The sequence below is a fragment of the Blastococcus sp. SYSU DS0619 genome (genome assembly GCF_054051035.1).
This window is the reverse complement of the sequence record NZ_JBJHAM010000003.1, coordinates 318,639-345,403: the sequence shown is the minus strand read 5'-3', so window position 1 is coordinate 345,403 and position 26,765 is coordinate 318,639. Positions and strand designations below refer to the sequence as shown.

26 protein-coding genes and 2 tRNA genes are annotated in these 26,765 nt (G+C 74.4%); 16 read left to right on the top strand and 12 right to left on the bottom strand.

What is annotated here, in order from left to right:
• The first annotated feature begins 224 nt into the window (after positions 1 to 224).
• Entirely contained in the window at positions 225 to 815 is a 591-nt protein-coding gene (locus tag ACI79T_RS06565; protein WP_456609238.1) for a M48 metallopeptidase family protein, read from the top strand.
• Here the strand turns inward: ACI79T_RS06565 and ACI79T_RS06560 are convergent.
• The gene (locus ACI79T_RS06560) at positions 812 to 2,254 is read right to left on the bottom strand and encodes a zinc-dependent metalloprotease (protein WP_456609237.1); all 1,443 of its coding nucleotides are present in this window, start codon (positions 2,252 to 2,254) and stop codon (positions 812 to 814) included. The two genes, ACI79T_RS06565 and ACI79T_RS06560, sit on opposite strands and share 4 nt — an antisense overlap.
• 110 nt (positions 2,255 to 2,364) lie before the next feature.
• Here ACI79T_RS06560 and ACI79T_RS06555 point away from each other — a divergent pair, with 110 nt between their 5' ends.
• The 3 genes from ACI79T_RS06555 (at position 2,365) to ACI79T_RS06545 (ending at position 6,682) form a co-directional block, all read left to right on the top strand.
• The gene (locus ACI79T_RS06555; RefSeq protein WP_456609236.1) at positions 2,365 to 3,387 is read left to right on the top strand and encodes a YlbL family protein; all 1,023 of its coding nucleotides are present in this window, start codon (positions 2,365 to 2,367) and stop codon (positions 3,385 to 3,387) included.
• 174 nt (positions 3,388 to 3,561) lie between these two features.
• The gene (locus ACI79T_RS06550) at positions 3,562 to 6,534 is read left to right on the top strand and encodes a UPF0182 family membrane protein (protein ID WP_456609306.1); all 2,973 of its coding nucleotides are present in this window, start codon (positions 3,562 to 3,564) and stop codon (positions 6,532 to 6,534) included.
• A 71-nt stretch (positions 6,535 to 6,605) separates the two neighbouring features.
• Positions 6,606 to 6,682, top strand: a tRNA-Met gene (locus tag ACI79T_RS06545).
• A gap of 83 nt (positions 6,683 to 6,765) precedes the next feature.
• On the opposite strand, the gene ACI79T_RS06540 is transcribed toward ACI79T_RS06545, so the two are convergent.
• A complete protein-coding gene (locus tag ACI79T_RS06540) occupies positions 6,766 to 7,287 on the bottom strand; it encodes a hypothetical protein (protein ID WP_456609235.1) in 522 nt (173 codons plus the stop codon).
• 576 nt (positions 7,288 to 7,863) lie between these two features.
• Between ACI79T_RS06540 and ACI79T_RS06535 the strand changes: the two genes are divergently transcribed.
• Complete coding sequence (locus ACI79T_RS06535) at positions 7,864 to 9,441, top strand: BCCT family transporter (RefSeq protein WP_456609234.1); 1,578 nt, start codon at positions 7,864 to 7,866, stop codon at positions 9,439 to 9,441.
• An 81-nt stretch (positions 9,442 to 9,522) separates the two neighbouring features.
• Positions 9,523 to 9,599: transfer RNA gene (locus tag ACI79T_RS06530), tRNA-Met, on the top strand.
• A gap of 87 nt (positions 9,600 to 9,686) precedes the next feature.
• Here the strand turns inward: ACI79T_RS06530 and ACI79T_RS06525 are convergent.
• On the bottom strand, positions 9,687 to 9,950 hold the full coding sequence (locus tag ACI79T_RS06525; protein WP_456609233.1) for a hypothetical protein: 264 nt from the start codon (positions 9,948 to 9,950) through the stop codon (positions 9,687 to 9,689).
• Entirely contained in the window at positions 9,947 to 10,408 is a 462-nt protein-coding gene (locus tag ACI79T_RS06520; protein WP_456609232.1) for a PPC domain-containing DNA-binding protein, read from the bottom strand. Before ACI79T_RS06520 ends, ACI79T_RS06525 begins: the two co-directional genes overlap by 4 nt.
• A 197-nt stretch (positions 10,409 to 10,605) precedes the next feature.
• Between ACI79T_RS06520 and ACI79T_RS06515 the strand changes: the two genes are divergently transcribed.
• Positions 10,606 to 11,700, top strand: a complete 1,095-nt coding sequence (locus tag ACI79T_RS06515; protein WP_456609231.1) for an enolase C-terminal domain-like protein — start codon at positions 10,606 to 10,608, stop codon at positions 11,698 to 11,700.
• 5 nt (positions 11,701 to 11,705) lie between these two features.
• Here the strand turns inward: ACI79T_RS06515 and ACI79T_RS06510 are convergent, their stop codons facing one another.
• The 8 genes from ACI79T_RS06510 to coxB are packed head-to-tail and all read right to left on the bottom strand — an operon-like array spanning position 11,706 to position 18,955.
• Positions 11,706 to 12,980: a cytochrome b N-terminal domain-containing protein gene (locus ACI79T_RS06510; RefSeq protein ID WP_456609230.1), complete on the bottom strand. Its 1,275-nt coding sequence runs from the start codon at positions 12,978 to 12,980 to the stop codon at positions 11,706 to 11,708.
• Positions 12,977 to 13,807: a QcrA and Rieske domain-containing protein gene (locus ACI79T_RS06505; protein WP_456609229.1), complete on the bottom strand. Its 831-nt coding sequence runs from the start codon at positions 13,805 to 13,807 to the stop codon at positions 12,977 to 12,979. The genes ACI79T_RS06510 and ACI79T_RS06505 overlap by 4 nt, the downstream gene beginning before the upstream one ends.
• The gene (locus ACI79T_RS06500) at positions 13,804 to 14,637 is read right to left on the bottom strand and encodes a c-type cytochrome (protein ID WP_456609228.1); all 834 of its coding nucleotides are present in this window, start codon (positions 14,635 to 14,637) and stop codon (positions 13,804 to 13,806) included. The genes ACI79T_RS06505 and ACI79T_RS06500 overlap by 4 nt, the downstream gene beginning before the upstream one ends.
• The gene (locus ACI79T_RS06495) at positions 14,634 to 15,029 is read right to left on the bottom strand and encodes a c-type cytochrome (RefSeq protein WP_456609227.1); all 396 of its coding nucleotides are present in this window, start codon (positions 15,027 to 15,029) and stop codon (positions 14,634 to 14,636) included. Before ACI79T_RS06495 ends, ACI79T_RS06500 begins: the two co-directional genes overlap by 4 nt.
• Positions 15,026 to 15,496 carry a hypothetical protein gene (locus ACI79T_RS06490; RefSeq protein WP_456609226.1) on the bottom strand — a complete coding sequence of 157 codons (471 nt, stop codon included), beginning with the start codon at positions 15,494 to 15,496 and terminating at the stop codon, positions 15,026 to 15,028. The genes ACI79T_RS06495 and ACI79T_RS06490 overlap by 4 nt, the downstream gene beginning before the upstream one ends.
• On the bottom strand, positions 15,493 to 16,101 hold the full coding sequence (locus ACI79T_RS06485; protein WP_456609225.1) for a cytochrome c oxidase subunit 3: 609 nt from the start codon (positions 16,099 to 16,101) through the stop codon (positions 15,493 to 15,495). Before ACI79T_RS06485 ends, ACI79T_RS06490 begins: the two co-directional genes overlap by 4 nt.
• Positions 16,098 to 18,002, bottom strand: a complete 1,905-nt coding sequence (ctaD, locus tag ACI79T_RS06480) for a cytochrome c oxidase subunit I (protein ID WP_456609224.1) — start codon at positions 18,000 to 18,002, stop codon at positions 16,098 to 16,100. Before ctaD ends, ACI79T_RS06485 begins: the two co-directional genes overlap by 4 nt.
• Entirely contained in the window at positions 17,999 to 18,955 is a 957-nt protein-coding gene (gene coxB, locus ACI79T_RS06475) for a cytochrome c oxidase subunit II (protein ID WP_456609223.1), read from the bottom strand. The genes ctaD and coxB overlap by 4 nt, the downstream gene beginning before the upstream one ends.
• A gap of 142 nt (positions 18,956 to 19,097) precedes the next feature.
• Between coxB and ACI79T_RS06470 the strand changes: the two genes are divergently transcribed.
• The 9 genes from ACI79T_RS06470 (at position 19,098) to ACI79T_RS06430 (ending at position 26,765) form a co-directional block, all read left to right on the top strand.
• The gene (locus ACI79T_RS06470; RefSeq protein WP_456609222.1) at positions 19,098 to 19,748 is read left to right on the top strand and encodes an ABC transporter ATP-binding protein; all 651 of its coding nucleotides are present in this window, start codon (positions 19,098 to 19,100) and stop codon (positions 19,746 to 19,748) included.
• A 41-nt stretch (positions 19,749 to 19,789) separates the two neighbouring features.
• Positions 19,790 to 20,416, top strand: coding sequence for a heme exporter protein CcmB (locus tag ACI79T_RS06465; RefSeq protein WP_456609221.1), 627 nt, complete (start codon positions 19,790 to 19,792; stop codon positions 20,414 to 20,416).
• A gap of 80 nt (positions 20,417 to 20,496) precedes the next feature.
• Positions 20,497 to 21,237, top strand: a complete 741-nt coding sequence (gene ccsA / locus ACI79T_RS06460) for a cytochrome c biogenesis protein CcsA (RefSeq protein WP_456609220.1) — start codon at positions 20,497 to 20,499, stop codon at positions 21,235 to 21,237.
• 91 nt (positions 21,238 to 21,328) lie between these two features.
• A complete protein-coding gene (locus ACI79T_RS06455; RefSeq protein WP_456609219.1) occupies positions 21,329 to 21,742 on the top strand; it encodes a cytochrome c maturation protein CcmE domain-containing protein in 414 nt (137 codons plus the stop codon).
• Complete coding sequence (locus ACI79T_RS06450; RefSeq protein ID WP_456609218.1) at positions 21,739 to 23,742, top strand: heme lyase CcmF/NrfE family subunit; 2,004 nt, start codon at positions 21,739 to 21,741, stop codon at positions 23,740 to 23,742. The genes ACI79T_RS06455 and ACI79T_RS06450 overlap by 4 nt, the downstream gene beginning before the upstream one ends.
• Positions 23,739 to 24,278 (top strand): TlpA family protein disulfide reductase, encoded by a 540-nt coding sequence (locus ACI79T_RS06445; protein WP_456609217.1) that lies wholly within the window; start codon positions 23,739 to 23,741, stop codon positions 24,276 to 24,278. Before ACI79T_RS06450 ends, ACI79T_RS06445 begins: the two co-directional genes overlap by 4 nt.
• Positions 24,275 to 25,459, top strand: a complete 1,185-nt coding sequence (locus tag ACI79T_RS06440) for a cytochrome c-type biogenesis protein CcmH (protein WP_456609216.1) — start codon at positions 24,275 to 24,277, stop codon at positions 25,457 to 25,459. Before ACI79T_RS06445 ends, ACI79T_RS06440 begins: the two co-directional genes overlap by 4 nt.
• Complete coding sequence (locus ACI79T_RS06435; protein WP_456609215.1) at positions 25,456 to 25,863, top strand: hypothetical protein; 408 nt, start codon at positions 25,456 to 25,458, stop codon at positions 25,861 to 25,863. The genes ACI79T_RS06440 and ACI79T_RS06435 overlap by 4 nt, the downstream gene beginning before the upstream one ends.
• Positions 25,860 to 26,765, top strand: coding sequence for a cytochrome c oxidase assembly protein (locus ACI79T_RS06430; protein WP_456609214.1), 906 nt, complete (start codon positions 25,860 to 25,862; stop codon positions 26,763 to 26,765). Before ACI79T_RS06435 ends, ACI79T_RS06430 begins: the two co-directional genes overlap by 4 nt.

Below are 26,765 nucleotides of genomic sequence, written 5' to 3'. Positions count from 1 at the left end.
TCGTTGTGCGGAACCCGGGGACGGGCCGGGGACAGCGCACCCGGCGTAGTCACCGCCGCGGTTCCGAACTGCGCGGATGCCCCCCCACCGGGTGTGGACGGCGTGCGGACCGCAACCCTCGTCACCGGCTGGAGCGGCCGCCGTGTCCACCGTCCGTGCGACCTGCACCCGAGCGGGTGTCTCCGCGCAGGCGCCACGCCCGGCCGGTGTCCTACGGTTCCTTCGTGCCCCGGACGACTCCCGATTCGACCGCCCGCCCTGAGCCGGCGGACGACGACCTCGTGGAGGTCCGACGGAGCACGCGCCGCCGCCGCACGGTCACCGCCTACCGCGAGATGGGCCGCACCGTGGTGCTCATCCCAGCGGCCTTCAGCCCCGCCGAGGAGCAGCGCTGGGTAGCCCAGATGGTGGCCAAGCTCCGCACCCGCGAGGAGCGGCGCAAGCGGTCCCTCGGCGGCGACACCGAACTCCTCGCGCGGGCGCGGGCGCTCTCCTCCGCCCACCTGGACGGCCTAGCCGAACCGGCCAGCGTGCGCTGGGTGGACAACCAGCACCGTCGCTGGGGTTCCTGCACGCCGGCCGACCGGACGATCCGGCTCTCCAGCCGGCTGCGGTCGATGCCCGAGTACGTCGTCGACTACGTGCTGGTGCACGAGTTGGTGCACCTGCTCGAGCCCGGGCACGACGAGCGCTTCTGGGCACTGGTCGCCCGGTACCCGCGGGCCGAGCGGGCCCGCGGGTTCCTCGAGGGCGTCGAGCTGGCCAGCACCGCCGGCGCGGCCGGCGAGGACGCGCCGGCCGACCCGGTCGACTAGCCGCGCCGGTCCTCGCCGGGTCCGTCACCGGGCTCGTCGGCGGACGGCTCGTCGGCGGACGGCTCCTCGGCAGCCGACTCCTCGGCAGCCGACTCCTCGGCTGCCGGGCGCCCGGCGTCGTCGGCGGTCAGCGCGGCGAGCTCGTCGTCGAGCCCCTGGCGGGCGACGAAGTCCATCGGCTCGTCGAGGTCCTCCGAGGTCGGCAGCAGGTCGGGGTGCGACCACAGCCGGTCCCGGTCGGCGCTGCCGTGCTGCTGGCCCATGGCGCCCCAGACGGTGGCGGCGTCGCGCAGCCGGCGGGGCCGCAGCTGCAGCCCGACCAGGGTGGCGAAGGTCTGCTCGGCCGGCCCACCGGAGGCCCGGCGGCGGCGCATGGTCTCGGCGAGAGCGGCGTGCCCGGGCAGCCGGTCGGCCGCGGCCGCCGCCACGACGGCGTCCACCCAGCCCTCGACGAGGGCCAGCAGGGTCTCCAGCCGGCGCAGCGCCATCTGCTGCTCGGGGGTCTCCTCCGGCTCCAGGACACCGCTGCCGAGCAGGCGCTGGATGCTCTCGGGGTCGCTGGGGTCCAGCCCGCCGCCCATACCGCCGGCCATGGCCTCGTTGATGCCCCGCTCGATCGCCTCGCGGTCGATGGTGATGCCGCGGGCGTAGGCGTGCACGGCGTCCTGGAGCTGCTGGCGCAGCCAGGGCACGTGGGCGAACAGCCGCTGGGAGGCGGCCTCGCGCAGCGCGACGAACAGCCGTACCTCGTCGGCGGGGCGGTCGAGCCCCTCGGCGAACGAGGCGAGGTTCTGCGGCACGAGCACCCCGGTGCCGGCAGGGGCCAGCGGCAGGCCGACGTCGGTGCTGGTCAGCACCTCCTCGGCCAGCTTGCCCAGCGCCTGGCCCACCTGGGCGCCGAACATCATGCCGCCCATGCGGCCCATGATCCCGGCGATCGGCCCGAAGGACATGGCCGCCTCCTGGGGGAGGGCGCTGGTCATGGCCGCCACCACGCGCTCGGCCAGCGGGTCGATCAGCGCGCCCCACGCCGGCTGCGTCTGCTCCACCCACTCCACGCGGGACCACGCGGCGGTCCGCTCGATCCCCGACGGCAGCTCGGTCACCTGGTCCAGCCACAGGTCGGCCAGCCGGAGCGCCTCGGCGGCCTCGGAGCGCTCCTGCTCCGACGACGGCTGGTGCCCCGCGGCGAGCTGGCTGATGGCGCCCTGGCGGGCGAGGTCCCAGTTGACCGGGCCGCCCGACCAGTTCATCAGCTTCTGCAGCTCGGCGAACAGCGGCATCTTGCCCAGCACGTCCTCGGGCGACCCGCCGCCGGCCATGCCGCCGAACAAGGCGCCCAGGCCGAACGGGTCACCGCCCTGGTCGCCGCCGCGGCCGGGCTCGCGGCGCTCGGGGTCACGGTCGGAAGGGCCGAAGCCGAACGGCACGTCACTCATGGGTCCACGGTAGACGCGTGATCTTCGGTCGGGGGCCGCGAGCGCTGCGCCGGCAGCGGACAGCTCGGCGGTGCGGCACCGCCCAGGTCGGCGACATAGGCTCGCGCCTCGTGACCCGTCGGAGCGCCGTCCTCAGCGTGGGCGCCGTGCTGCTGCTGCTCTTCGGCGTCCTGGGCACGAGCGTGCCGGTGCCCTACGTGGCGCAGGTGCCCGGCCCGACCTTCAACACCCTCGGCGACATCGACGGCGAGCCGATCATCGAGGTCGAGGGCAGGGACCGCAACGAGGTCGAGGGCAACCTGAACCTCACCACCGTGGGCGTCAGCCGCGGTGGGCTCAGCCTCGTGCAGGCCGTGCGGGGCTGGTTCGACGACGAGGTGAGCGTCGTCCCCGAGGAGTCGGTGTACCCGGCCGACCGCACCGAGGAGGAGACCCGGGAGGTCAACCGCCAGGCGTTCATCACCTCGGAGCAGGCCGCCGAGAGCGTGGCCCTGGGCGAGCTCGGCTACCCGCAGAAGGTGGTCGTGCGGGAGGTGCCCGAGGGGTCGCAGTCGGAGGGCCGCCTGGAGGAGGGCGACGCGCTGGAGTCGGTCGACGGGCAGCCGGTCCCGGACTCCGCCGTGCTGGCCGACGTCCTGACCGGTATCCCGGCCGGCACGACGGTCCCGGTGACCTACACCCGGCTCGGTGAGACCGGTACGACCACGGTCACCACCGGGGCCGCGGAGGGGCGCGACGGGTCGCTGCTCGGGATCTCCGTGCTCGACCAGCCGGCGGCGCCGTTCGACGTGGACATCCAGGTGGCCGACGTGGGCGGGCCCTCGGCCGGCCTCATGCTCACCCTCGGGATCCTCGACCTGGTGGGGGAGGAGGACCTCACCGGCGGTGCGGTCATCGCCGGCACCGGCACGATCGACCTCGAAGGCAACGTCGGCCCCATCGGCGGCATCCCGCTGAAGATCGTCTCCGCCCGGGACATCGGCGCGGAGCTCTTCCTCGTCCCGGCCGACAACTGCGCGGAGGCGGTCGCCGCCCCCGACGCCGGCGTCCCGCTGGCCAAGGTCGCCACCCTCGACGACGCCCTGGAGGCCCTCGCCGACGTCCGTGCCGGCCGGACCCCGGAGAGCTGCTGACCCCACCCCCGCGACCGCCGGACCGGGGTTACCGTCGGCGCCGGGAACCCCGCGCCGTGCGGTGCGTTGTCCTGGAGGCCGGGCCCCGACCCGGCACCGCACCACCCGACCCCCGCGGTCGGTCGTCCCGTGGCCCCGGCCACGCCTGCATATCGAAGGAGCCCGCTCGTGGCCATGCGGCCCCCCGTGCCGGTACCCACCTTGTCGCGGCGCGCGAAGCTGGCCATCGGTGCCGTCGCCGTGCTGCTGGTGCTGTTCTCCGTCGTCGGGACGCTCACCAACGTCTACGTCGACTACCTGTGGTTCGACTCGACCGGGTTCACCGAGGTCTTCTGGACCGAGCTGCAGACCCGCGCGCTGCTCTTCGCCGTCGCCGGCGTGGCGACCGGCGGGCTGACCGCGTTGGCCATGTACCTGGCCTACCGGTTCCGGCCGACGTTCCGCCCGATGTCGCTCGAGCAGCAGAACCTCGAGCGCTACCGGCAGTCGCTCGAGCCGCGCCGCGGCCTGGTGCTGACCGGCATCGCGGTCGTGCTCGGCCTCTTCGCGGGGTTCACCGCGCAGAGCAACTGGGAGACCTGGCTGTCGTTCCGCCACAGCACGGACTTCGGCCGGACCGACCCGCAGTTCAGCATCGACCTGTCCTTCTTCGTCTTCGAGTACCCCTTCTACCGGCTGCTGCTGGGCTTCGGGTTCGCGGTCGTGATCCTGTCGCTGATCGGCTCGCTGCTCACCCACTACGTCTTCGGCGGGCTGCGGCTGCAGACCCCCGGGCAGAAGCTGTCCGCCGCCGCGCGGGTGCAGCTGTCCGTGCTGCTCGGCGTCTTCCTCGCCCTCAAGGCCGTCGCCTACTGGCTCGACCGGTACGGGCTGGTCTACTCCGGCCGCGGTGACGTCTTCACCGGCGCGAGCTACACCGACGTCAACGCGCTCCTCACGCCGAAGACGATCCTGGTCTTCGTGGCGGCGGTCTGCGCCCTGGCCTTCTTCGCCAACATCGTGGTCCGCAACTTCCTGCTGCCCGCCGCGGCGATGGTGCTGCTGCTGGTGTCGAGCCTGGTCATCGGCGTGGCCTACCCGGCGATCGTCCAGCAGTTCGTCGTGGGTCCCAGCGCCAACGAGAAGGAGGCGCCCTACATCGAGCGCGCGATCGCCGCGACCCGGGACGCCTACGACCTCACCGAGATCGACTACGTCGACTACGCACAGGACGCGACCGGCGACGAGGTGGACCCGGAGGCGGCGCTGGCCGACCTGCGCGCGGACTCCGAGACCATCCCCAACGCGCGCCTGCTCGACCCGAACGTCCTCTCCGACACGTTCACCGCGCGTCAGCAGATCCGCAACGTCTACGGCTTCCCGGAGAAGCTGGACATCGACCGGTACACGATCGACGGCGAGACCCGCGACTACGTGGTGGCCGTCCGCGAGCTCAACAGCTCCGGCCTCTCGGAGAACCAGAACACCTGGATCAACCGGCACACCGTCTACACCCACGGCAACGGCTTCGTGGCGGCGCCGGCCAACGAGGTGGTCGCCGGCCAGGAGGGCGGCGAGCCGCGGTTCACCACCCGTGACCTGCCGACCCGCGGGACCATCGACGTCGACGAGAGCCGGGTCTACTACGGCGAGCTGATCCAGATCAACGGCCAGGACGTCTACTCCGTGGTCGGGGCGCCCGAGGGCGCCGCGCCGCGCGAGTTCGACCAGCCCGAGGGCGGGTCCGAGGACCGGCAGCTCAACAACACCTACGACGGCGAGGGCGGTGTCGCGATCGGCAGCTTCTTCCGCCAGCTGACCTACGCCATCTACTACCGCGAGCGCAACTTCCTGCTCTCCAGCGCGGTCAACGAGGAGTCGAAGGTCCTCTACGTGCGCAATCCGCGGGACCGGGTGGAGAAGGTGGCGCCGTTCCTCGAGGTCGACGGCGACCCGTACCCGGCGGTCGTCGACGGCGAGATCACGTGGATCCTCGACGGGTACACGACGTCCAACGCCTACCCCTACGCCGAGCAGACACAGCTGGGCGAGGTGGCGGCCGACGCGCTGACCGGCACCGGGACGACCGCGCTGCCGAACGAGACCGTCAACTACATCCGCAACTCGGTGAAGGCCACCGTCGACGCCTACGACGGCACGGTGACGCTGTACGCGTGGGACGAGGAGGACCCGGTCCTCCAGACCTACATGAAGGCGTTCCCGGGGGTCATCCAGCCGAAGTCGGACATGAGCGAGGAGCTCGTCAGCCACGTCCGGTACCCCGAGGACCTGTTCAAGGTGCAGCGGGACATCCTGACCCGGTACCACGTCGACGACCCGCAGGCCTTCTACAGCGGCAACAACCGCTGGCAGGTCCCGGACGACCCGACGCAGAACACGGACCAGCCGCAGCCGGCGTACTACATCCTCGCCGAGCGCCCGGGCGAGGACGGTGCGTCGTTCCAGCTGACGAGCGCGCTCAACGCGTTCAACCGGCAGAACCTGTCGGCCTTCGTCTCCGCCTCGAGTGATCCGGGGGACACCTACGGGGACCTGCAGGTGCTGCGGCTGCCCGGGAACACGCCCTTCCGCGGGCCGCAGCAGGTGCAGCAGTCGTTCAACACCAACGACGAGGTCGCCCGTGACCTGAACCTGTTCCGGAGCGCGGACTCCACACCGGTGTTCGGGAACCTGCTCACCCTGCCGATCGGGGACGGCGGACTGCTCTACGTCGAGCCGCTCTACGTCGAGGGCACGGGTGAGAACTCCTTCCCGCTGCTGCGCAAGGTGCTCGTCAACTACGGCGACCGGGTCGGCTACGCGGACACGCTGGCCGAGGCGCTGGACCAGGTGTTCGGTGCCGGGGCAGGGGAGTCGGCCACCGACAACGACGACACCGGGGCCGACGGCGACGCATCCGCCGACCTCCCGGAGACGCCCGCGCCGGACACCCCGGCGCCCACGGAGCCGCCGGCCGACGGTGGCGGGGACGCCGCGGACCTCCAGACGCTGGAGCAGGCGGTCAGCGACATGAACGCTGCCCTGGCCGCGCTCGCCGACGCCCAGCGGGGCGGCGACTTCGCCGCCCAGGGCCAGGCGCTGGCCGACCTGCAGGAGGCCGTGACGGCCTACCAGCAGGCGCAGCAGGCGGCCGCCGGGGGCGACTGACCGGGCATCCCGCGGACGGGTGGGCCCCCGGTGCCCACCCGTCCGCAGGGCTGATATGGTGGTCCTACCGACGCGGGGTGGAGCAGCTCGGTAGCTCGCTGGGCTCATAACCCAGAGGTCACAGGTTCGAATCCTGTCCCCGCTACCACCACGAAGGCCCGGCCCCCTCAGGGGCCGGGCCTTCGTCGTTCGTCGACCGGGAGGTCGGTGGCCCGCCGTCGGGGAGGCCGCTCAGACCGTGCTGAGCCGGCCGTCGGCGGTGCGGGCGTCGGTCCAGTCACGCGACCACTCGTCGGCCTGCCGGGGCGTCCGGCGGTACGGCGTCGGCCGCGGCCGTGCGGGGGCCGCGGCCGGATGCGTCCGCGCCGCCGGCGAGGAACGCAGCTCCGCGGCCGGGGGCGTCACCGCGTGCGCGGGCGGCCGCGGCCGGCTGGTCAGTGCGGCGAGGAGCGTGTGCGGCCGCGTGCGGTCCTCCTCGACCACGGGCGCCTGGGCTCCCATCGGGCGGGCGGGTGCCGCCGGGAACGGCTCGCGCCGCGGGGGGTGCGCCGGGTCGGGCAGGCGCAGCTCGGCGAGGTCCTTCCACGTCGAGTGCCGCAGCCCGTCGATGGTGCACCGCACGCGGGCCGAGACGCGGCCGTCGGCCGTGTGCCGCCAGCCCAGCAGTTCTCCGGAGTACCAGATCCCGCGGTGGTGGATCTCCACCGGCTGCGGGTCACCGACGAACCTGCTCGCCGTTCCGTCCCCCGCCACGAGCCGGACTGTAGGCGGGGCCCGGGCACCCGCGACGAAGGCGCGCGTCGCGCCCGGAACCGGTTGTGGCGCTGCGTCACACCGTTCACACGGGTCCGTGCGGCCGCCGGTGCGCGACCGTCCTGGCGGTCCCGCTGTGCCGGCGGCCACGAGCACCGACGCCACCGACGCCACCGACGCCACCGACGTGGCGATCAGGCCGCCGGCTGCGCCGAGGAAGAACGTCGGGAACCCGCGACGCCGCTCGTCCGGCTCGCGGGGCTCGATGCGGCCCGCGGTCAGCTCCGTCACGACGTCGCGGAAGGCCGTTGCGCGGAGTCGTCCAGCTCCCGAGCTCCGAGGCGTGGAGAGGGCCCGGTGGGGCGGAGGGGTGCTGCGGCAGCCGCCGACGATCCACGACGCCCGCCGGTCCCTCCGCGAACGCCGGGAACCGGCGGCGTGTGTCATCTCACGGTTCGTAGCGCGGGCGCGGCGCCGCGCTTTCCGTCAGGCTGAATCGTTGGCGCGCCCTAGCCCAGGTCGCGCACTCCCGCCGGCCCTCGGTCGGCGTTCCCGAACCGGAGGAGCCACTCCCTCGTGCGCAGAACATCAGCCGTCTTCTGGGCCTCGCTGGCCGTCGTCCTGCCCTTCGTGGTGTGGGGCGCACTCGCGCCCGCCTCGCTGGACTCCGCCGCCGGATCGGCGCGGGAGTTCGTCGTCGACCGGTTCGGCTGGTTCTACCTGCTGACGGCGACGATCGTGCTCATCGCGGTGATCGCGGTCGCGGTGTCGCGGTGGGGCAAGATCCGGCTGGGCCAGGACGGTGACGTGCCGGAGTACAGCACCACGGCGTGGTTCGCCATGCTCTTCAGTGCCGGGATGGGCATCGGCCTGGTCTTCTGGGGTGTCGCCGAGCCGGTGTCGCACTTCATGACCCCGCCCACCGCCGGCGCCGAGACGACGGACGCGGCGCGCGACGCGCTGCGGTACTCGTTCTTCCACTGGGGTCTGCACCCCTGGGGGATCTACGCGGTGCTGGCGCTGGCCCTGGCCTACGCGCGGTTCCGTCGCGGCTGGAAGGCCACCATCAGCGGGGCGCTGCGTCCGGTCCTCGGGGATCGCGCCGACGGCCCGCTCGGCACGGTGGTGGACACGGTCGCCGTGGTCGCCACGGTGTTCGGTGTGGCCACCTCGCTGGGGCTCGGCGCCGCGCAGATCAACGGTGGGCTCGCCTCGCTCGACGAGGGTCTGGCGATCGGCTCGGGCGTGCAGCTGGCGATCATCGCGGTGGTCACGGTGCTCTTCCTGCTCTCCGCGCTCTCGGGCATCAACCGGGGCATCAAGTGGCTCTCGACCGCGAACGTGATCCTGGCCGTGGCGCTGTTCGCCTTCGTCCTGTTCACCGCGTCCTCCGGTCGGCTGGTGGGGGCGTTCACCACGACCCTCGGCAGCTACGTCACCGAGCTGCCCACGATGAGCCTGCAGACCGGGCCCTTCGACGCGCAGCGCTCGGAGTGGATCAACGGCTGGACCATCTTCTACTGGGCGTGGTGGATCTCCTGGTCGCCGTTCGTCGCCACGTTCATCGCCCGTGTCTCGCGCGGCCGCACCATCCGCGAGTTCGTGGTCGGCGTCCTGGGTGTGCCCACGCTGGTGAGCGGACTGTGGTTCTCGGTCTTCGGCGGCGCAGGCATCCTCGCCCAGCAGGACGGTGCGGATCTGGCGGGCCAGCCGACCGAGTCGCAGCTGTTCGCCCTGCTCGACACGCTGCCCGGCGGCCTGATCGCCGGGATCGGGGCGATGATCCTGATCGTCACGTTCTTCGTGACCAGCGCCGACTCCGCCACCTTCGTGCTGGGGTCGCTGAGCACCCGGGGCGGTGCCGACCCGGCCCGCATCGTCAGCGTGGTCTGGGGTCTGGTCATCTCCGCCTCGGCGGCCGCGCTGCTCGTCAGCGGCGGCCTCGAAGGGGTGCAGACGGCGTCCATCGTCGCGGCGTTCCCCTTCGCCGTCGTGCTCCTGCTGGTCCTCGTCTCTCTGGTGAAGTCGTTGCGGGAGGAGACACGGGCCCCACGCGTCGCGCGGGCCGACGATCCGGCCCCCGTCGTGACCCCGTCGGCCGACGGGACGTCCACCGCCGCGACGACGGGCGCCACCGCGCAGAGCTCGTCCTGAGCTCGCCGCCCGCCCCCTGGTCGCACGGACCGCGGGGCGGGCGGCGGCCCCTCCTGCCGATGAGGTACAGTGGTGGCACAGCGCGGGGTGGAGCAGCTCGGTAGCTCGCTGGGCTCATAACCCAGAGGTCACAGGTTCGAATCCTGTCCCCGCTACCATCGCAGTGCAGAGGCCTCGCCCGCCCCGGAAACGGGGCGGGCGAGGCCTCTGTGCGTATCCGGCCGACCCTCGACCGTCGGATCGCCCTAGAGCGCGGCGGTTCGGGCCGCCCCGTCGGCGACCGATTCCGCCGCGGCGCCGTGCTGCACGGCGCTCCCGACCCCGGCAGTGCCGTGCGCGTCGGCGGCGGACCGGCCGAGCAGCCATACGCTCAGCAGGACGGCAAAGATGATCACGATGACGCCGGCAGCGAGCGCCACGATCCGCCGCCGGGCCGGCTTCCTGCGCCCGGCGCGGAACTCGGGATCATTCTCTCCACCGTGGTCGCTGTGGTCTCCCGCTGCGCTCATGGGTCCTCCCGTGACGCCGGCGCGTGGGGGTCGATGAGGGCGAGGCCGGTCGCGGCGTCGGGCCGGCGCCGCAGGTGCGTCGGGCTGTCTGTCACGACCAGCTCCAGGGTGGGTCGGGTCACGGCGCGCAACAGGTGGCCGCCGACCGTGGCCCCGTCCCGGCGACCGCACACGGCGTGGCCGTGCACCTGCCACCCACCCTCCCCGTCCAGCGTGATGTCACCGGCCAGCGTCAGGACCTCGACCTGGCCGTCGACGGGGATCTCCAGGTAGCGCTGCTCGTCCAGGTCGTAGAAGCCCAGCGTGGCCTCGGCGAAGGCGCCGATCGCGGTGAACGACGCGGCCGGCAGCTCCAGGCTGCGCGCCCACTCGGTCAGGGTCGAGACGACCTCGTCCCCGGTCTCGAACACGAGCACCTGCTGGCGCGGTGGGCCGTCGGTGAGCGTGGTGGCCTTCATGTCGTCCTCCTCGGGCCGACGTCTTCGGGTGAGCTGCCGGGTGTGGTCCCGGCGGGCTCCTGTCCGGACCGGCGTTGGTCCACGTGCCCGACCGGCCGTCGGTGCCCCCTCGCCTCCATGGGCGACGTTCATCCGATCGTAAACATCCACCTCGGTTTCGCCCCGGACCGACGGGGAAGGCGGCAAGGGACAGTGCATTGCCGGACGTCCCGGTGGCGGGCCTGGACGTCTACCGGCTGCCGACCGACCACCCCGAGGCCGACGGCACGCTGCAGTGGGACGCGACGACGGCGGTCGTGGTGCGGGCCCGCGCGGCGGACCGCACCGGGACCGGGTGGACCTACGCGGACGAGGCGACCGCCGCAGTGGTCCGGGGGCTGCTCGCGGGCGTGGTGGAGGGCCGGTCGGCGCTGCACCCGCAGGACGCCACGCACGCCATGGCGCGGGCCGCCCGCAACGCCGGGGTGCGCGGCCTGATCGCGACGGGGATCTCCGCGGTCGACGTGGCGCTGTGGGATCTCAAGGCCCGGTTGCTGGACGTCCCGCTGGCGGTCCTCCTGGGGACCGTGCGGCAGGACTCGCCCGTCTACGCCAGCGGCGGGTTCACCAGCTACGACGACGCGACCACCTGCGACCAGCTCGAGGGCTGGCTCGCCCGTGGGTTCGACCAGGTGAAGATCAAGATCGGGGAGTCCTGGGGCAGTGCCGTGCCCCGCGACCTGGCGCGCGCGGCGCTGGCCCGGGAGGTCGTCGGGGACGAGGTGGCGTTGCTGGTCGACGCCAACGGCGGCTACACCGCCAAGCAGGCGGTCCGGGTGGGTCGCCGGCTCGACGAGCTCGGGGTCGTGTGGTTCGAGGAGCCGGTCTCCTCCGACGACCTGGCCGGCCTGCGGCTCGTCCGACGGAGGCTGGACTGCGACGTCGCCGCCGGTGAGTACGGCGCCCGGATCGAGGACTTCGCGGCGCTCTGCGGTGCCGGGGCCGTGGACTGCCTGCAGATCGACGCCAGCCGCTGCGGCGGCGTGACCGAGTGGCTGCGGGCCGCCGCGGTGGCGGCGGGACACGGGCTCGAGGTCTCCGCGCACTGCGTTCCCGCCCTGCACGCGCACCTGGGCCTGGCCACGCCGGGTCTGCGGCACCTGGAGTGGTTCCACGACCACGAGCGCTTCGAGGTCCGGCTCTTCGACGGCGCGCCGGAGCCGCGCGGGGGGCGGGTCCGGCCCGACCTGACCTCGCCGGGCCTGGGCCTCACCCTCCGCGAGGCGGATGTCGAGGAGCTCCGGGTGGGCTGACCGGCTCAGGCCGCGAGCTGCCTGCGCCGCCGCCGGGCGTACCAGTACACGCCGGCGGCGAGCAGCGGCGGAGCCGCCAGGAAGGCGACCCGGAGGATCCCGATGACGTCGGCGACGGGCATCCCGGCGATCTCCGCGATCACGTCGCTGGCCGCGCCGAGCGAGGTCACCACCGTGACGGTCACCAGCAGCGTCACGAAGGCGACCCGTGCCGGAGCGCGGAACGGGTGCTCGCTCAGGTCCAGGTCCGCCGCCGAGCGCCGCCGGAACAGGCGCTCGAGCAGCGGGTAGACGAGGGCCGCGGCCCCGAGGACCAGGGGCAGCAGGACCCCGCCGAGCAGCGGGTTGGTGATGGTCGCGCCGATGACGGTGAAGTCGACGGCGGGCAGCAGGAGGATCGCGCCCTCCATCGGGAACAGGTACCAGTCGGGGTACATGTCGTTGCCCGCGACCCCGGGCAGGAACGGGCCTATGTGCGTGACGTCCCCGAAGGGGACGAGGGTGCCGGCGAGCACGACCAGCGCGCAGACCAGCACCGCCAGCAGGCTCGCGCGCGATCGCAGCCCGGCACCGGTGGGCACGGTCACCAGCAGCCGGCCGTCGGCCCGTTCCCGCCGGGGCAGCACGGTGTGGCGGTGGCGGACCACGAGCCACAGGTGGAGGGCCAGGCCGAGGAGGAAGGCCAGCGGCAGGAGCAGGACGTGCAGCCAGAACAGCCGGCCGACGACGTCGTCGACGTCGGGCCCGGCGAACGCCAGGTCCGCGAGCTCCTCGCCGACGTAGGGGATGCTCGCCGCGATCGTGTAGCCGATCCGGACGCTGCTCCCGGTGACGACGTCGTAGACCAGGTTCTGGCCGGTCCAGCCGAGGGCCAGGGCCAGGGCCAGCAGGACCAGGCCGACCAGGTAGTTCGTGAACCGGCGCCCCCGGAACGCACCGGCCAGCAGGACGCGCAGGACGTGCAGCAGCAGCGCGGCGACGAACAGGTAGCTGGCCGCCCGGTGGACCCGGCGCAGCAGCAGCCCCCCGGGCACGTCCTCGCTGATCGTGACCACCGACGAGAACGCGGCGGGCAGTTCCCGCCCGGCGTAGAGGGCGGCGGAACCGTCGTACTCCACCAGCTCCGTGGAGGGCTGGTAGAAGAACGTCAGCACCAGGCCGGTCAGGAGCAGCACCGCGAAGCTGACGACGGCGACCGGCCCCAGCAGGAACGACCAGTGCGTCGGGACGAACAGCTCGCGCAGCCACCGGGGCCGGGCGGGGCTCTCCTGCACGCTCATCCGCGCACCGGCCCGACCGGGGTCCGGAAGCCACCCGTCGCCACGAGGAAGCCGTCGCCGTCCACCCCGAGCGGCAGCTGGGGGAGCGGCCGGGACGCGGGGCCGAAGGTCGGGGTGGCGCCGCGCGCCGCGTCGAAGGTGGCCTGGTGGCACGGGCAGAACAGCGAGTCGGTGTCCTCCTGGTAGAGCCCGACGGGGCAGCCGGCGTGGGTGCAGATCTTGGAGTAGGCGACCAGCCGCTCACCCACCACCCACTCCAGCACCGTGGGCGGCACCGCCTCCTGGGTGGCCAGGCGGACGAGCACCACCGCCGACAGGTCGGCGCGGACGGCCCCTTCGGGCCAGACGGTGCCGAAGCCCCCCACCGGCACGTCCGCGGCCCGGATGCGCCGGCCCTCCGCGGTGACCGGGTGGACGCCGGCCCGCCAGGCCGTCTCCGGCCCGCGGTCGCGCCCGGACCACGCGAGCCACCCGACGCCGGCGAGAGCGCCGACCCCCAGGCCCCCGATCCCGCCGAGGAGCCAGCGCCGGCGCACCGGGGTGCTGAGGACCGCCCCCGCCGCGGCCGCGACCGGGGCGTCGCCCGCCCGGCGCTCGTCCGGCCAGACCAGTTCCTGGGCGACCGGTCCGGGGATCGCGGCCACGACGATCGCCGCGGCGAGCAGGGCGCCGGTCAGCGTCAGACCCAGCGCCGCGGTCGACCAGCCCAGGAACACCCCCGCGACGAAGGCCACCAGCAGGGCGCCGGCGGCGACGCCCGCGCCGATCGGCACCGGGCGGCGCAGCCGCGCCCCGCGGGTCTTCGGGGGAGCCTCGGTTCCGGTCACTGCTGCCTGCCCTCCGTCTCCTCCGTCTCGTGCGCCGGTGGCCCGCCCGGGCGCACGGCCGGGCGCCGGGCGCGCCGGGCGACGAGGGCCAGCGCCCCGACCACGGTCAGCGCCAGGAGCCCGGTGAAGACGCCCCCGTAGACCCGCCCGACGTCCGACAGGCCCAGCGGCGTGGTCTCCGCCGCCGACAGCTCCTGCACGTAGGCGGCGATGTCGGCGGCATCCTGCTCGCTGAGGACCTCGTCGCCGAACCGCGGCATCTCGAACGGACCGACCCGCAGCGCCTCCACGATCCCGGTGGGGTCGACCCCGGTGACCTCCGGGGCGATCGTCCCGTCCGCCGAGATGCCCCCGTTGCCGGCGGCGCTGTGGCAGGGCGCGCAGTTGGTGAGCCACAGCGGCTGACCGCGGCCGGCATCCCCGGTCCCCACGTCCGGGACCGCTCCCTGGAGCTCGAACTCCTCGGCCATCCAGGCGACGACGGCCTCTCGCTGCTCGTCGGACAGCTGCTCCTCGACGGCCCCGACCTCCCGGTGCAGGATCGGCATCCGGCCGGTCCGGATGACCAGGTCGACGTAGGCCACCGGCAGCCCGCGGAGGTCGGGGCCGGCCTCCACGCCGGTGCCGGGGATGCCGCTGCCGTCGTTGTTGTGGCAGATCCCGCAGAACCGCTGGTAGACCGTGCCGCCGTCCGCGATCTCCTCGGCCGCCGGTGCCGCCGCCGGGGCGGGAGCGGCCTCGACCGGCGCGGTCACCAGCGTGAGACCCGCGCAGGCCAGGACCAGCGCCAGCACCAGCAACCAGCGCGGTGCCGTGCGGCGTGCGCTCACGGCGCGTCCAGCGAGTACAGGTAGGCGACGATGGCATCCACGTCCTCGTCGGTCACCCCCAGGTCGGGCATCAGGTTGCCGGGGTCGACCTCCTGGGGCTCCTGGATCCAGAGCCGCAGGTTGTCCGGCGTGTGCGGCAGCGTGCCGGCGATCGTGCGCCGCTCGACGATGGTCCCGAGGGGCGGGCCCACCCGCCCCTGGGGTCCGTCCACCCCCGGCACCTGGTGGCAGGACGCGCAGCCGTACTCGCGCAGCAGCTCCCGTCCCCGCTCGGGCGAGGCGTCGAACTCGTCGTTCCCGCCGGTCGCGTCGACGCAGGCGGACAGCCCGGCCACGGCGGCGACCAGCACTGCCGCCAGCCGCCCCCGGGGCACGTCCGGCCGCGGGGTCACCAGCACGGTCCGTACGCGAGGACGGGCGGCAGGGCCAGCAGGATCAGGCCGACCGCCAGCAGGTTCATGGTCAGCCCGGTGAGTGCGAGCATCCGGTTCCGCGCGGGGCCGGGCACCGGGTCCCAGGCGCCGGCCGGTGGCGCGTCCTCCGGATCGCGCCGGCGCCGCCAGGGCAGCAGCGGCCGGGGCTCGGGGCGGGGCACCGCGGTGGACTCCGGCTGCGGTGGCAGGTTCCGCATGGCCCACCACGACGCCCAGCTCGCGGCGCCGGCCACGGCCGCGAGCAGCACGGTGAGCACGACCAGGAAGACGGGCAGTGCCGGGCCCTCGGTGGGGCATACCGCCTCGATGGACCAGTAGCCGACCACCAGGTGCGCCAGCCAGGCCGTGGTGCCACCGCCCACGCCGAACCAGAACAGGATCGGGCGGCCGGCGGGGCGCTTGGTCTCCGGGGTCGCGGCGGTCACCAGAACCTCGGCGTCAGGTAGAGGGTGGCGGCGACGACGAGCCAGGACCACACGACGAAGTACCAGTAGTGCGCCGCGGTCACCGCCATCTCCTGCTCCCGGGGCCGCATCCTGCCGCCGCGCACGCGCAGGAGCACGATCCCCAGGCCGAGCAGCGCGAGACCGGCGTTGAGGTGGTGGAAACCGGCGAGGGCGAGGAAGAGGGAGCCGTAGACGTCGCGCTGCGGGTCGATGTCGTTGGCGGAGTAGTCGGCGAACTGCACGGCCAGGAACGCCCCGCCCAGGACGATCGCCGCGGCCAGGGCGACGGGGACCCGGCCGGCGGCGCCGCCCGCCCGGGCCGACAGGTGCACCAGGGCCACCGGGACGGCGCTGAGCACCAGCAGTCCGGTGGCGACCGCGGCCAGCCCCAGCGCCGGTTCCGGTGCCGGCTCCGGTGGCCAGGTGTCGAAGCCGTCGCGCAGGTAGAAGTACGAGAACTCCAGCGCCGCCAGCATCGACACGAGGACGAGGAGGAGCAGCAGCATCCCCCACCACCCGGTGCCCCGGGCGATGTGCGGGGCGGGGCGCGGCGCGACGTCCCCGGCGTGTCCGCTCGTCCTCACAGCTGGTCCTGCCGGTCCCAGATCCACGCCGTGCCGACGACGACGGCGGCGAGCACGCCGGTGAGGGTCATGGGGTAGACGTCGATCATCGTGCCGATCAGGGCGACGGTGAGCGAGGCAGCCATCAGCAGCGGCCACCACGACTTCTGCGGCAGCGTGACCAGCTCCTCCGGCGCGGCGTCGAGGATGCTGGTGAGCACGACCTGCCGCACGGGAGCGCGTGGCTCGCGCAGCTCGTCCTGCCAGGTGGCCGGGTCGTACTTCGGCTTGAACGGCCGGGTGTCCCACAGCGGGGAACGACTGGCGACCTCGGGGATGCCGCGGAAGTTGTAGGCCGGCGGGGGAGAGGAGGCGTACCAGTCCAGCGTCTCCCCGCCCCACGGGTCGGCGCCGCCCCGCTCGCCGTACCGCGCCGACAGCACCACGTTCCCCAGCGTCATGAGCAGGCCCAGCGTGAGGACGACGGTGCCCGCGGTCGCGATCGCCTGCGTGAGCTCCCACCCGGTGCCCTCGGCGTAGGTGTAGACCCGGCGCGGCATGCCCTGGAGGCCGGTGATGTGCAACGGGAAGAAGGTCACGTTGAAGCCGATGAACGTGAGCCAGAACGCCGTCCTGCCGATGCGCTCGTCGAGCAGGCGGCCGGTCATCTTCGGCAGCCAGAAGTGGATGGCGGCCAGCACCGGGAAGAGGATCCCGCCGATCAGCACGTAGTGGAAGTGCGCGACGACGAAGTAGCTGTCGTGCGCCTGCTGGTCGAACGGGACGGAGGCGACCATCACCCCGGTGACCCCACCGAGGACGAAGATCACGATGAAGCCGACGACGTACATCATCGGCGTCTTCCACACCGCCCGGCCCTGCCAGATGGTGGCGATCCAGGCCGAGACCTGGATGGCGCTGGGGATCGGGATGAACAGGCTCGCCACCGAGAAGAAGGCCAGGCCGAGCTGCGGGATGCCGGTGACGAACATGTGGTGCACCCACACGCCGAACGACAGGATGCCGATGGCGACCGTCGAGACCGCGATCAGGCTGTAGCCGACGATCCGGCTGCGCGCGAAGACGGGCACGATCGTGGAGACGATGCCCAGCCCCGGCAGCAGGATGATGTAGACCTCGGGGTGGCCGAAGAACCAGAACAGGTGCTGCCAGAGCAACGACTCGCCACCGGCCGCCGGATCGTAGAAGTGCGTGCCGATCTTGCGGTCCAGCTCGAGGAGCACGCTGGCGACCACCAGCGGCGGGAACGCGAAGATGACGGCGATCCCGGTGACCAGCACGTTCCACGCCAGCAGCGGCATCTGGCTGATCTTCATGCCCGGCGCCCGGTACCGGAGGATGAGCACGACGAGCTCGATCGCCCCGGCGATGGTGGCGATCTCCACGAAGGTGACGCCGAGCAGCCAGAAGTCCATCGAGGCGCTCGGGGAGTACTCCGGCCCGGTGAGCGGGGTGTAGGCGAACCAGCCGCCGTCGGGCACCTGGCCGAACAGGAAGCTGCTGTAGAGGAAGACCCCGCCGAGGACGTAGATGTACCAGCCGAAGGCGGTCAGACGGGGGAAGGGCAGGTCCCGGGTGCCCAGCAGCAGCGGCAGGAAGTACATCGCGAAGGCTTCGCCCACCGGCACGGCGAAGAGGAACATCATCGTCGTGCCGTGCATGGTGAACAGCTCGTTGTAGGTCTGCGCGTCGAGGAAGGTGCTCTCGGCGCTGCCGAGCTGCCAGCGCATCAGGACCGACTGGATGCCGCCGAGGGCGAAGAAGACGAACGCGGTGATCAGGAACCGCTGACCCACCTGCTTGTGGTTCAGCGCCGTGAACCAGCCGGCCAGGCCGGGCGGGGTGGCCCACGTGGCGGCGAGCCGGTCCTCGGTGGTGGGAGGGTCCTGCAGCGCGGTCATCGCAGGCTCTCCAGGTAGGCCAGCAGCGCCTGCAGGTCCTCACCCGAGAGGTTGCTCGGTGGCATGCGGACGCCGGCCTTGAGGCCCTGGGGGTCGAGGATCCAGCCGGCCAGGTTGCCGCGCGTGTTCTCCAGCATCCCCGCGGCGATCGTGTCCCGCAGGGCGAGGTGGGTCAGGTCGGGCGCCAGGCCGGACCCCTCGCTGACGTCCTCGATCCGGTGGCACTGGCCGCAGCCCGCGGCGAGGAAGACCTCGCGGCCGGCCTCCTCCAGATCGTTGTCGGGCTGCGCGGTGCCCACCTGCAGGGCGAGCAGGTGCTCGGCGAACTCCTCCTCCTCCTGGGCGACGAGGACGAACTGCATGCGGGCGTGCTGGATGCCGCAGAACTCGGCGCACTCGCCGAGGTACCGGCCGGCCTCGTCGACCTGGAAGGACAGCGTGTTGGTCTGGCCCGGGAGCAGGTCCAGCTTCCCGGCCACCGGCGGGATCCAGAGGCTGTGGATCACGTCGGCGGAGGTCATCTCCAGCCGGACGGGGCGGCCGACCGGGACGTGGATCTCGTTCGCCGTCACGACGTCGGCGTCGGGGTAGCGCACCTCCCACCAGAACTGGTGACCCACGACCTCCACCGTCAGCTCGCCGGGCGGTGGAGGCCGCGAGATGTCGACCCCCACCACGAGGCTGTAGGCGAAGACGGCGGGGAGGACGACGACCGGGACGACCACGCCCCATCCGGCGACGAAGGCCTTCGCGCCCCGGTTCGAGGCCCGAGGTTCCCGGTTGGCCCGGTGGCGCAGGGCGAGCACCAGGAACACGACGGTGGCCAGCCAGAGCAGCCCGCCCAGGACGATCATGAACCAGGTGAGGCCGGCGATCTGCGCCGCCTCGGGCCCCACGGGGTCGAGGACCGAACCCGGCCCCGGTGCCGCCACCGGTGCGAGATCGGCTGGCACGATCGCGAACCTCCGTGACGGACGGACGGGTGCCCCCCCGGGGGTTCCCCTGCGGTCGCGTCCGACCCTAGTGGCTCCGCCCTTCCGCACAACCGGACGGTGGCGGCCGGGGGTGCGCGGCAATGGCACGATCCTCGGCACGATGAACCAGTCCAGGACCGGCGGCTCCCGCGCGGTGGACGCGCCCGTGCTCTCCCTGCACGAGGTGGCCCGCCGCTACGGGCGCCGGACGGCGCTGGCTCCGCTCACGCTGCGGTTGGGCGCCGGGACGGTCTGCGTCGTCAGCGGCGGCAACGGCGCCGGCAAGACCACGTTGCTCCGGATCGCGGCGGGGCTGATGGAGCCCACGTCGGGATCCCGGTCCCTGATCGGGCAGGCGCTGTACCTGCGGCCCGGTGCTGCCGCGCGCCGCCGGCAGCGGGCGCTCGACGCGGTGGCGTTCGCCGGCTCCCTGGCCGGGCGGCGGCACCCGGCTGCCGGCGCCGCGGCGGCGCTGTCCGCCTGCGGCCTGCCGGAGGACCTGTGGGAGCGCGAGGCCGGGCGTCTGTCGGCGGGCCAGCGCGCGCGGGTCTCCCTGGCCGTGGCGCGGGTCGTCGCCCCGGCGGTCGTGTGCCTGGACGAGCCGCTGGAGCACCTCGACGCGGCCGGCCGGGACGCCGTGCGCCGGACGATCGGGGCGCTGACCGCTGCCGGCTCGGCGGTGCTCGTCGCCGGTTCGGACGTGGCCGGGCACCTCGGCCCGGTGGACGCCTGCCTGGAACTCGTCGCGGGCGCCGCGACGGTGCTCGGGTGAGCGGCGGGGCGGCGGGTCCCCCCGTCGGCATCCTGCGTCTGGTGACCGTGCTCGTCCGGAGGGACGTCCGGGTCGCCCTGGGCGGTGTCGACGCGCTCCCGTCGGTGCTGCCCTTCGTCGCGGCCGGCGTCGTCCTGGGCGGCCTGGTGTTCGGCCCCGATCCCGCCGTGCTCCGGGCTGCGGCGCCCGGTCTGGTCTGGCTGCTGGTGCTCACCGCCGCGGTGCCGCTGGCCCGTCTCGTCGCCGCAGCCGAGCGGGACGAGGACTCCTGGGACCTGCTGCGGGGTCTCGTCCCGCCGGGGGCGCTGTTCCTCGCCAAGGCGGCCGTCCTCTGGACGGCGCTGGCGGTCACCTGGGCCACGGCGAGCATCCTGGCGGTCCTGCTGCTCGACGGGCCCCTGTCCGCCGTCGGGGCTGGTGCGGCGGTGCTCGGCCTGGTCGGGGTCGCGGCGAGCACGACCGTCTTCGGCGCGCTGCTGGCGGCCTCGGCCCGCGGGGCGGGACTGCTGGCCGCGCTGGTGCTCCCCACCGGGCTGCCGGCGCTGCTGGCCGGGACGCAGGCCGGTCTCGCCGCGCAGCCACTCCCGTGGTTGGTCCTGCTGGTCGCCTACGACCTGGTCGTCGGGGCGGCTGCCTGGGCTGTCTTCCCCTTCCTCCTCGAGGAGTGAGAGGCTGGCCCCGTCCCCGCTGACCCAGCTGTCCTTCCGAGCCTTTCCCGGTCGGAGACCGGTCGACAGGAGGAGCGCACGTGCGTAGGACACCGGTGCGCGGTGACGGGCTCCTCGCCACCGCTGCGGCGGTCACGACCGCGGTCGCGCTCGTCCTGGCGCTCGTCGTCGCTCCCGAGGACGCCGTGCAGGGCCCCGCGCAGCGGCTGATGTACGTGCACGTCCCCGCCGCGTGGGTCGCCTACCTGGCGTTCGCGACGGTCCTGGTGTGCAGCGTCGCCTACCTGGTGCGCCGCGAGCTCGGGTTCGACCGGTACGCGCAGGCCGCCGCCGAGCTGGGCGTCGGGCTGACGGCGCTGGCGATCGCGCTCGGCATGCTCTGGGGCCGCCCGGTCTGGGGTGTCTGGTGGACGTGGGACGCCCGGCTGGTCACGACGGCGGTGCTGCTGCTGGTGTACGTCGCCTACCTCGGGGTCCGCCGGATGGCGGACGATCCGCACGTCGCCGCCCGCCGGTCCGCGGCGGTCGGCGTCGTCGCCTTCCTCAACGTGCCCGTGGTGCACTTCTCCGTCGTGTGGTGGCGGACGCTGCACCAGCCGCCCACCGTGCTCGGCCCCGAGGGCAGCCCGCCGATCCACCCCACGATGGCCTGGGCCCTGGCGATGGGCGTGGTGTCCTTCACGGTGCTGGCGGTCCTGGTCGTCCGCCGCCGGGTGGCCGGGTTGCGGGCGGCTGCGTCCGACCCGGCGGCCGCGCTTGCCGGTGCCACCGGCGACCGCGCGGCGCCGGTCATCACCGTCCTGCCGAGGGCCGGCCGGTGAGCGGTCAGCTGGCGGTGGTCCTCGGCTACCTGCTCACGTTGCTGGTGTGGGCGGGGTACCTGTGGGCGACCCGGCCCGGGCGGGGCGGCCGGTGAGCCGGCCGGCCGCGCGCCGGCGCACCCTCTCCCTGCGGCTCGTGGTCGTCGTCGGGGCGGTCGCGGCCGCGGTCGCGCTGCTCGGGGTGAGCGGGCTGGCCGACACGCTCGTCTACTACCGCACACCGACCGAGGTCCTGGCGGAACAGCCGCCGGAGGACGAGCGGCTGCGCCTGGGCGGCCTGGTGCAGGCAGGCTCGCTGGACCGCGTCGGGCGGGAGGCGCGGTTCACCGTCACCGACGGCGTCGCGAGCCTCCCCGTCGTCTACGCCGGCGCCCTCCCGGCGGTGTTCGCCGAGGGCCAGGGCGCCGTGGTCGAGGGCTCCCTGCGAGCGGACGGCGTCTTCGTCGGTGACCTCGTGCTCGTGAAGCACTCGAACGAGTACCAGCCGATCGGGGAGGCCGGGTGACGTCGCTGCTCGGCACTGCCGCGCTGGCCTCCGGACTGGTCCTCGCGCTCACGTCCGTCGCGGTCTGGGCCGGGGTCGCGTCCGGCCGCGGCACGGCCGGATCGGCGCGGCGGCTCACCTACGCCGTCCTCTGCGCGGCCCTGGCCGCCGTCGCCGTCCTGGAGTGGGCGCTGCTCGGCCACGACTTCAGCGTGCGCTACGTCGCGGAGAACGGTGGCCGCGCCGTGCCGCTGTACTACACGGTGACCAGCCTGTGGTCGGCCCTGGAGGGCTCGCTGCTGCTCTGGCTGGTGGTGCTCACCGGGTATGCCGCCGCGGTCGCCCGCCGTCCGGACGCCCGGGCCGTGCGGCACCACCCCTGGGTGCTGGTCACCCTGTCGGTCGTCGCCGCCTTCTTCTTCGCGCTGGCGCTGTTCGGCGGCAATGCGTTCCAGCGGGTGTCCCCGGTGCCGGCCGACGGTCCGGGCCCCAATCCGCTGCTGCAGGACAACCCGCTCATGGGGGCCCACCCCCCGCTGCTGTACCTCGGCTACGTCGGCCTCGCGGTGCCGTTCGCCTACGCGGTCGCCGCCCTCGTCACCGGGGACACCGGGCGCGGGTGGCTGCTGGCCGTCCGCCGCTGGACGCTCCTGGCCTGGACCTTCCTGACCCTGGGCATCGTGCTCGGCGCCTGGTGGTCCTACGCGGTCCTGGGCTGGGGCGGGTACTGGGCCTGGGACCCGGTGGAGAACGCCTCCCTGCTCCCGTGGCTCACCGCCACGGCGCTGCTGCACTCGGCCATGGTGCAGGAACGACGGGCGACCCTGCGCGTGTGGAACGTCTGCCTGGCGGTGGCCGGCTTCGTGCTCGTGCTGGTCGGGACGTTCCTCACCCGCAGCGGCATCGTGGACAGCGTCCACGCCTTCAGCCGGTCCACCCTGGGGGCCCTCCTCCTGGCGTTCGTCGGCGTCGTCCTGGTGACCGTCGCGGCGCTGCTGGTGTGGCGCGCCGACCGGCTCGGGCCCGACGGGACGCTGCACGCCCGGCTGTCGAGGGAGACGGTCTTCCTCGGGAACAACGTGCTGCTGGTGGGGCTGGCCTTCACCGTCCTGCTGGGCACGCTGTTCCCGGTGTTCGCCCAGCTGGCCGACGGCCGCCAGGTGTCGGTGGGCCCGCCGTACTTCAACCGGATGGCGGTGCCGGTCGCGCTGGTCGTGCTGCTGCTCATGGCCCTGGGCCCACTGGTGTCCTGGGGCAGCGACTCGGTGCCCCAGCTGGCCCGCCGCGTCGCGACGCCGGTCGCCGTCGCGGTCGCCCTGGTGGCGCTCCTGGTGGTCCTCGGCGTGCACGGGGCCGCGGCGCTGACCGCCTTCGGGCTGGCCGCCCTGGTGCTCACCACCTCGCTGCAGCTGGTCGCTCAGGGCGCCGCGGTCGTCCGGCGGGCCACCGGCCGGTCGTGGCCGCGGTCGCTGCTGGAGGCCGGCCGGCGTCGGCGGCGCCTGTACGGCGGGCTGGTCGTGCACGTCGGGGTGGCGCTCGCCGCGGTCGCCGTCGCGGCCTCCTCGTCCTTCGCGACGGCGACGGAGCAGCGGGTCGCGGTGGGGGAACAGGTGGCTGCGGGGGAGTGGACGGCGCGGCTGGAGTCGGTCGAGCGCGAGCGGACCGCGCAGGAGATGCGCGTGGTCGCACGGGTGACGCTGGCGCAGGCCGGGCGGACGCGGGGCACGGCCGCTCCGGAGCTGAGCACCTTCCCGGCGCACTCGATCACGGTGGCCTCGCCGGCCGTCCGGTCCACGCCCGTCGGTGACGTCTACCTGACCGTCACCGAGGTCGATCCCGACGGCGGGTGGGCGCTGGTCCGGATCGCGGTGAACCCGCTGGTCCCCTGGCTGTGGGCCGCCGGAGGTGTCATGGCGCTCGGCGCCACGGTGGCGGGGTGGCCCACCCGCCGGCGGGACCGGGCGGCGCAGCCGGAGTCGGCGCCGGAGCCGGTGCCCGGGGTCGCGCCGGGGGAGCGGTGAGCCGCCGACGGCGGTGGCTGCTGCTGGTCCCCGCCCTGCTGGTGGGCCTGGCGCTGATCGTGCCGCTCGCCCTCGCGCTGGATCGCTCGTCGGGGGGCGCCGCCAGCGGGCTGCTGGGCCGCCCGGCCCCGGCGCTGGCGGGGCCCACGCTCGACGCGGGCCACGTCGACCTCGCGAACCTGCGCGGCTCGGTGGTGCTCGTGAACGTCTGGGCGTCCTGGTGCGCGCCCTGCCGGGAGGAGATGCCGCTGCTGGTCGAGACCGCCCGGCAGTGGGGCCCGCAGGGCCTGCGGATCGTCGGCATCGACGTCAACGACGACGACACGGCCGCACGGGACTTCCTCGCGGGCATCGGGGGCACGACGTTCCCGAGCGTGACCGACCCCGACGGCCGGCTGTCCGTGGAGTGGGGGACGACGGGGGTGCCCGAGACCTTCGTCGTCGACCGGGACGGCACCGTCGTCGCCCGCCGGATCGGCCCGGTCTCCGCCGCGTGGCTGGCGGAGGAAGTGCTGCCGCGGCTGGAGGAGGAGTGAGCGGGCGGCTGCGGGTCCTGGCCGTCGTGCTGGCGGGCCTCGCGCTGGTCGGCGCGCTCTGGTGGCGCCCGGAGCCGGGCGGGCAGGCGGATCCGGCGGCGACCGCACGGGAGATCGCGACCGGGCTGCGGTGCCCCACCTGCGCCGGCGAGTCAGCCGCGGACTCCGCGGCACCGGCGGCGCGGGGGATGCGGGCGGTCATCGCCGACCAGGTCGCGGCCGGGGAGAGCCCCGAGGAGATCCGGGCGTGGTTCGTGGCGCGCTACGGCGAGTGGATCCTGCTCGATCCGCCCCGGGAGGGCGTGGGGTGGGCGCTCGTCGTCCTGCCGGGGGTGGCGCTGGTGGGCGGGCTGGTCGCGGTCGGCGTCCTCGTCTCCCGGCGGCGGCCGGCGGGCCCCACCGCGTTGAGCGACACCGACCGCAGGGCGGCCGAGGCGGCCGTGGCCGCCGCGCGGCGGGACCAGCTGTCCGGGTCGGGCGAGGACGAGCGCCTGGAAGCCGCCCTCCAGCTGCTGGACGACGTGCGGTCCGGGCCGCGGACGCCCGCGCACGCGCGCGTCGCCGAGGACGAGCTGCTGGCCGAGATCCTGCGGCTGTCCGCCCCCCGGCCGGAGGCCGGCCCCGCCGAGGAGGACGGCGCGGCCCCGGGCGGGACGCCCGCGCGCGATCGCCGGATACGGCTGCCGCGTCCTGCGGTGGTCGTCCCGGTGATGGTCGTGGTGGCGGCCGGGGTGGTTGCCCTGATCGCCGTGCCCCGCGCCCTGGCGCCCGCTGCGGCCGGCCCGGGGGAGACGTCCGGGGCGGTGGACCAGCAGGGCGGGGTGGCCGCCGACCCCGCCGATCAGCTGCTCCGGCAGGCGCGGGCGCTGGACGACGCAGGGCGCTTTCCCGAGGCGGTGACCGCCTACCGGGCAGTGCTCGAGGAGCGGCCGCAGGACCAGGCGGTGATGCTCGCGCTGGCGTTCGCCCTGCTCCGGGACGACCGGCCCGCGGACGCCGTCCCCGTGGTGCAGACCGTCCTGGCCGAGCACCCCGAGCACCCCGAGGCGCTGCTGATGCTGGGCTCGGCCGAGCACGCGCTCGGGGACGACGCGGCGGGCACGACCCTGCGGCGGTTCCTGGAACTCGCCCCCGACCACCCGGCCGCGGACGCGGTCCGCACCCTGCTGGAGGAGCCGTGACCGGGCGGGCGGCGCGGCGGGGCCGGGCGCTGCTGCCGCTCGGCGTCGCGGTGGTCGTCGCCGGGTGCGGGTCCGGGGCGCCGCCGGCCACGGCGGGACCACCGTCGGCCGATCAGCGGATCGGGTTGACGGAGTGGGAGATCGTCACCGAGGGACGCCCGCTGCTCACCGGCGACGTCCGGCTCGTCGTCACCAACGCCGGCGCCGCGCCGCACGACCTCGCCGTCCGCGTCGACGGGGAGGAGCGGGCCGTCACGCCGGTGCTCGACTCCGGCGAGTCGCACGAGTTGAGCTTCGCGGTGGCAGCGGAGGAGCGCGTGGAGCTCTGGTGCACGGTGACCGGGCACCACGCCGCAGGCATGCACACCGTCCTCGACGTGGTCCCGGGGGAGGCCGAGCGGTGAGCGGCGCCACGGCTCCGGGGAGCACGCTGGCCCACGCGCTCGGCGACAGCGGCTGGTCGTACCCGACGATCGCCTTCCTCGTGCTGGTCGCGTCCGGCTACGGGTGCCTGCTGGCGTGGACCGCGCCCCGCCGGCGCGCGCCGTGGTCCGCGGCGGGTCCGGGGGCGGCCTGGCTGGCCGGCCTGACCGCGCTCGGCGCCGCGCTGGCCTCCCCGCTGGAGCGGCTGGCGGAGGACTCCCTCACCGCGCACATGGCCCAGCACCTGCTGCTGACCATCGTGGCGGCGCCGCTGCTCGTGGCCGCCGATCCGGTACCGCGCGTGCTCAGCGCGCTGCCGCCCCGCACCCGCGAGGTCGTCGCCCGCCCCTGGGCGGCGGTGGTCCGGGGTGCCCGCCGTCCCGCCGTCGTCCTCGGGGTGGCCGTCGGCTACCTGACCGTGGTGCTCGTCTGGCACCTCCCCGGCGCCTACGAGGCGGCGGTGCGCTCGGAGGCCGTGCACGTCGCCGAGCACCTGACCTTCCTCGGCGCTGCGGTGGTCTTCTGGTGGTGCGTGCTGCGGGTCCCGCGCAGACGGCTCGGCCAGCTGGTGGCCGGCCTGGTGGCCGTGCTCGTCCCCGCGTTCGGCGAGGCCGTCCTCGGCGGCGTCATGATGCTCGCGTCCACCCCCTGGTACGGGGTCTACGTGGAGACGGCGGCCGACCACGGCTTCGACCCGGTGGCCGACCAGCAGGTGGCCGGCGCCGTCCTGTGGGCCGCCGGCACGCCGGTCTACCTCCTGGCTGCCGTCGTGCTGGTCCTGCGCCTGGTCCGGTCCGCGCCGGTGGACGACGGGCCCCCGCTGCCCGTGCCGCCCATGCCCGACCGGCCGGCCTCCCGGAGCCTGGACACGGCACCGCGCTGA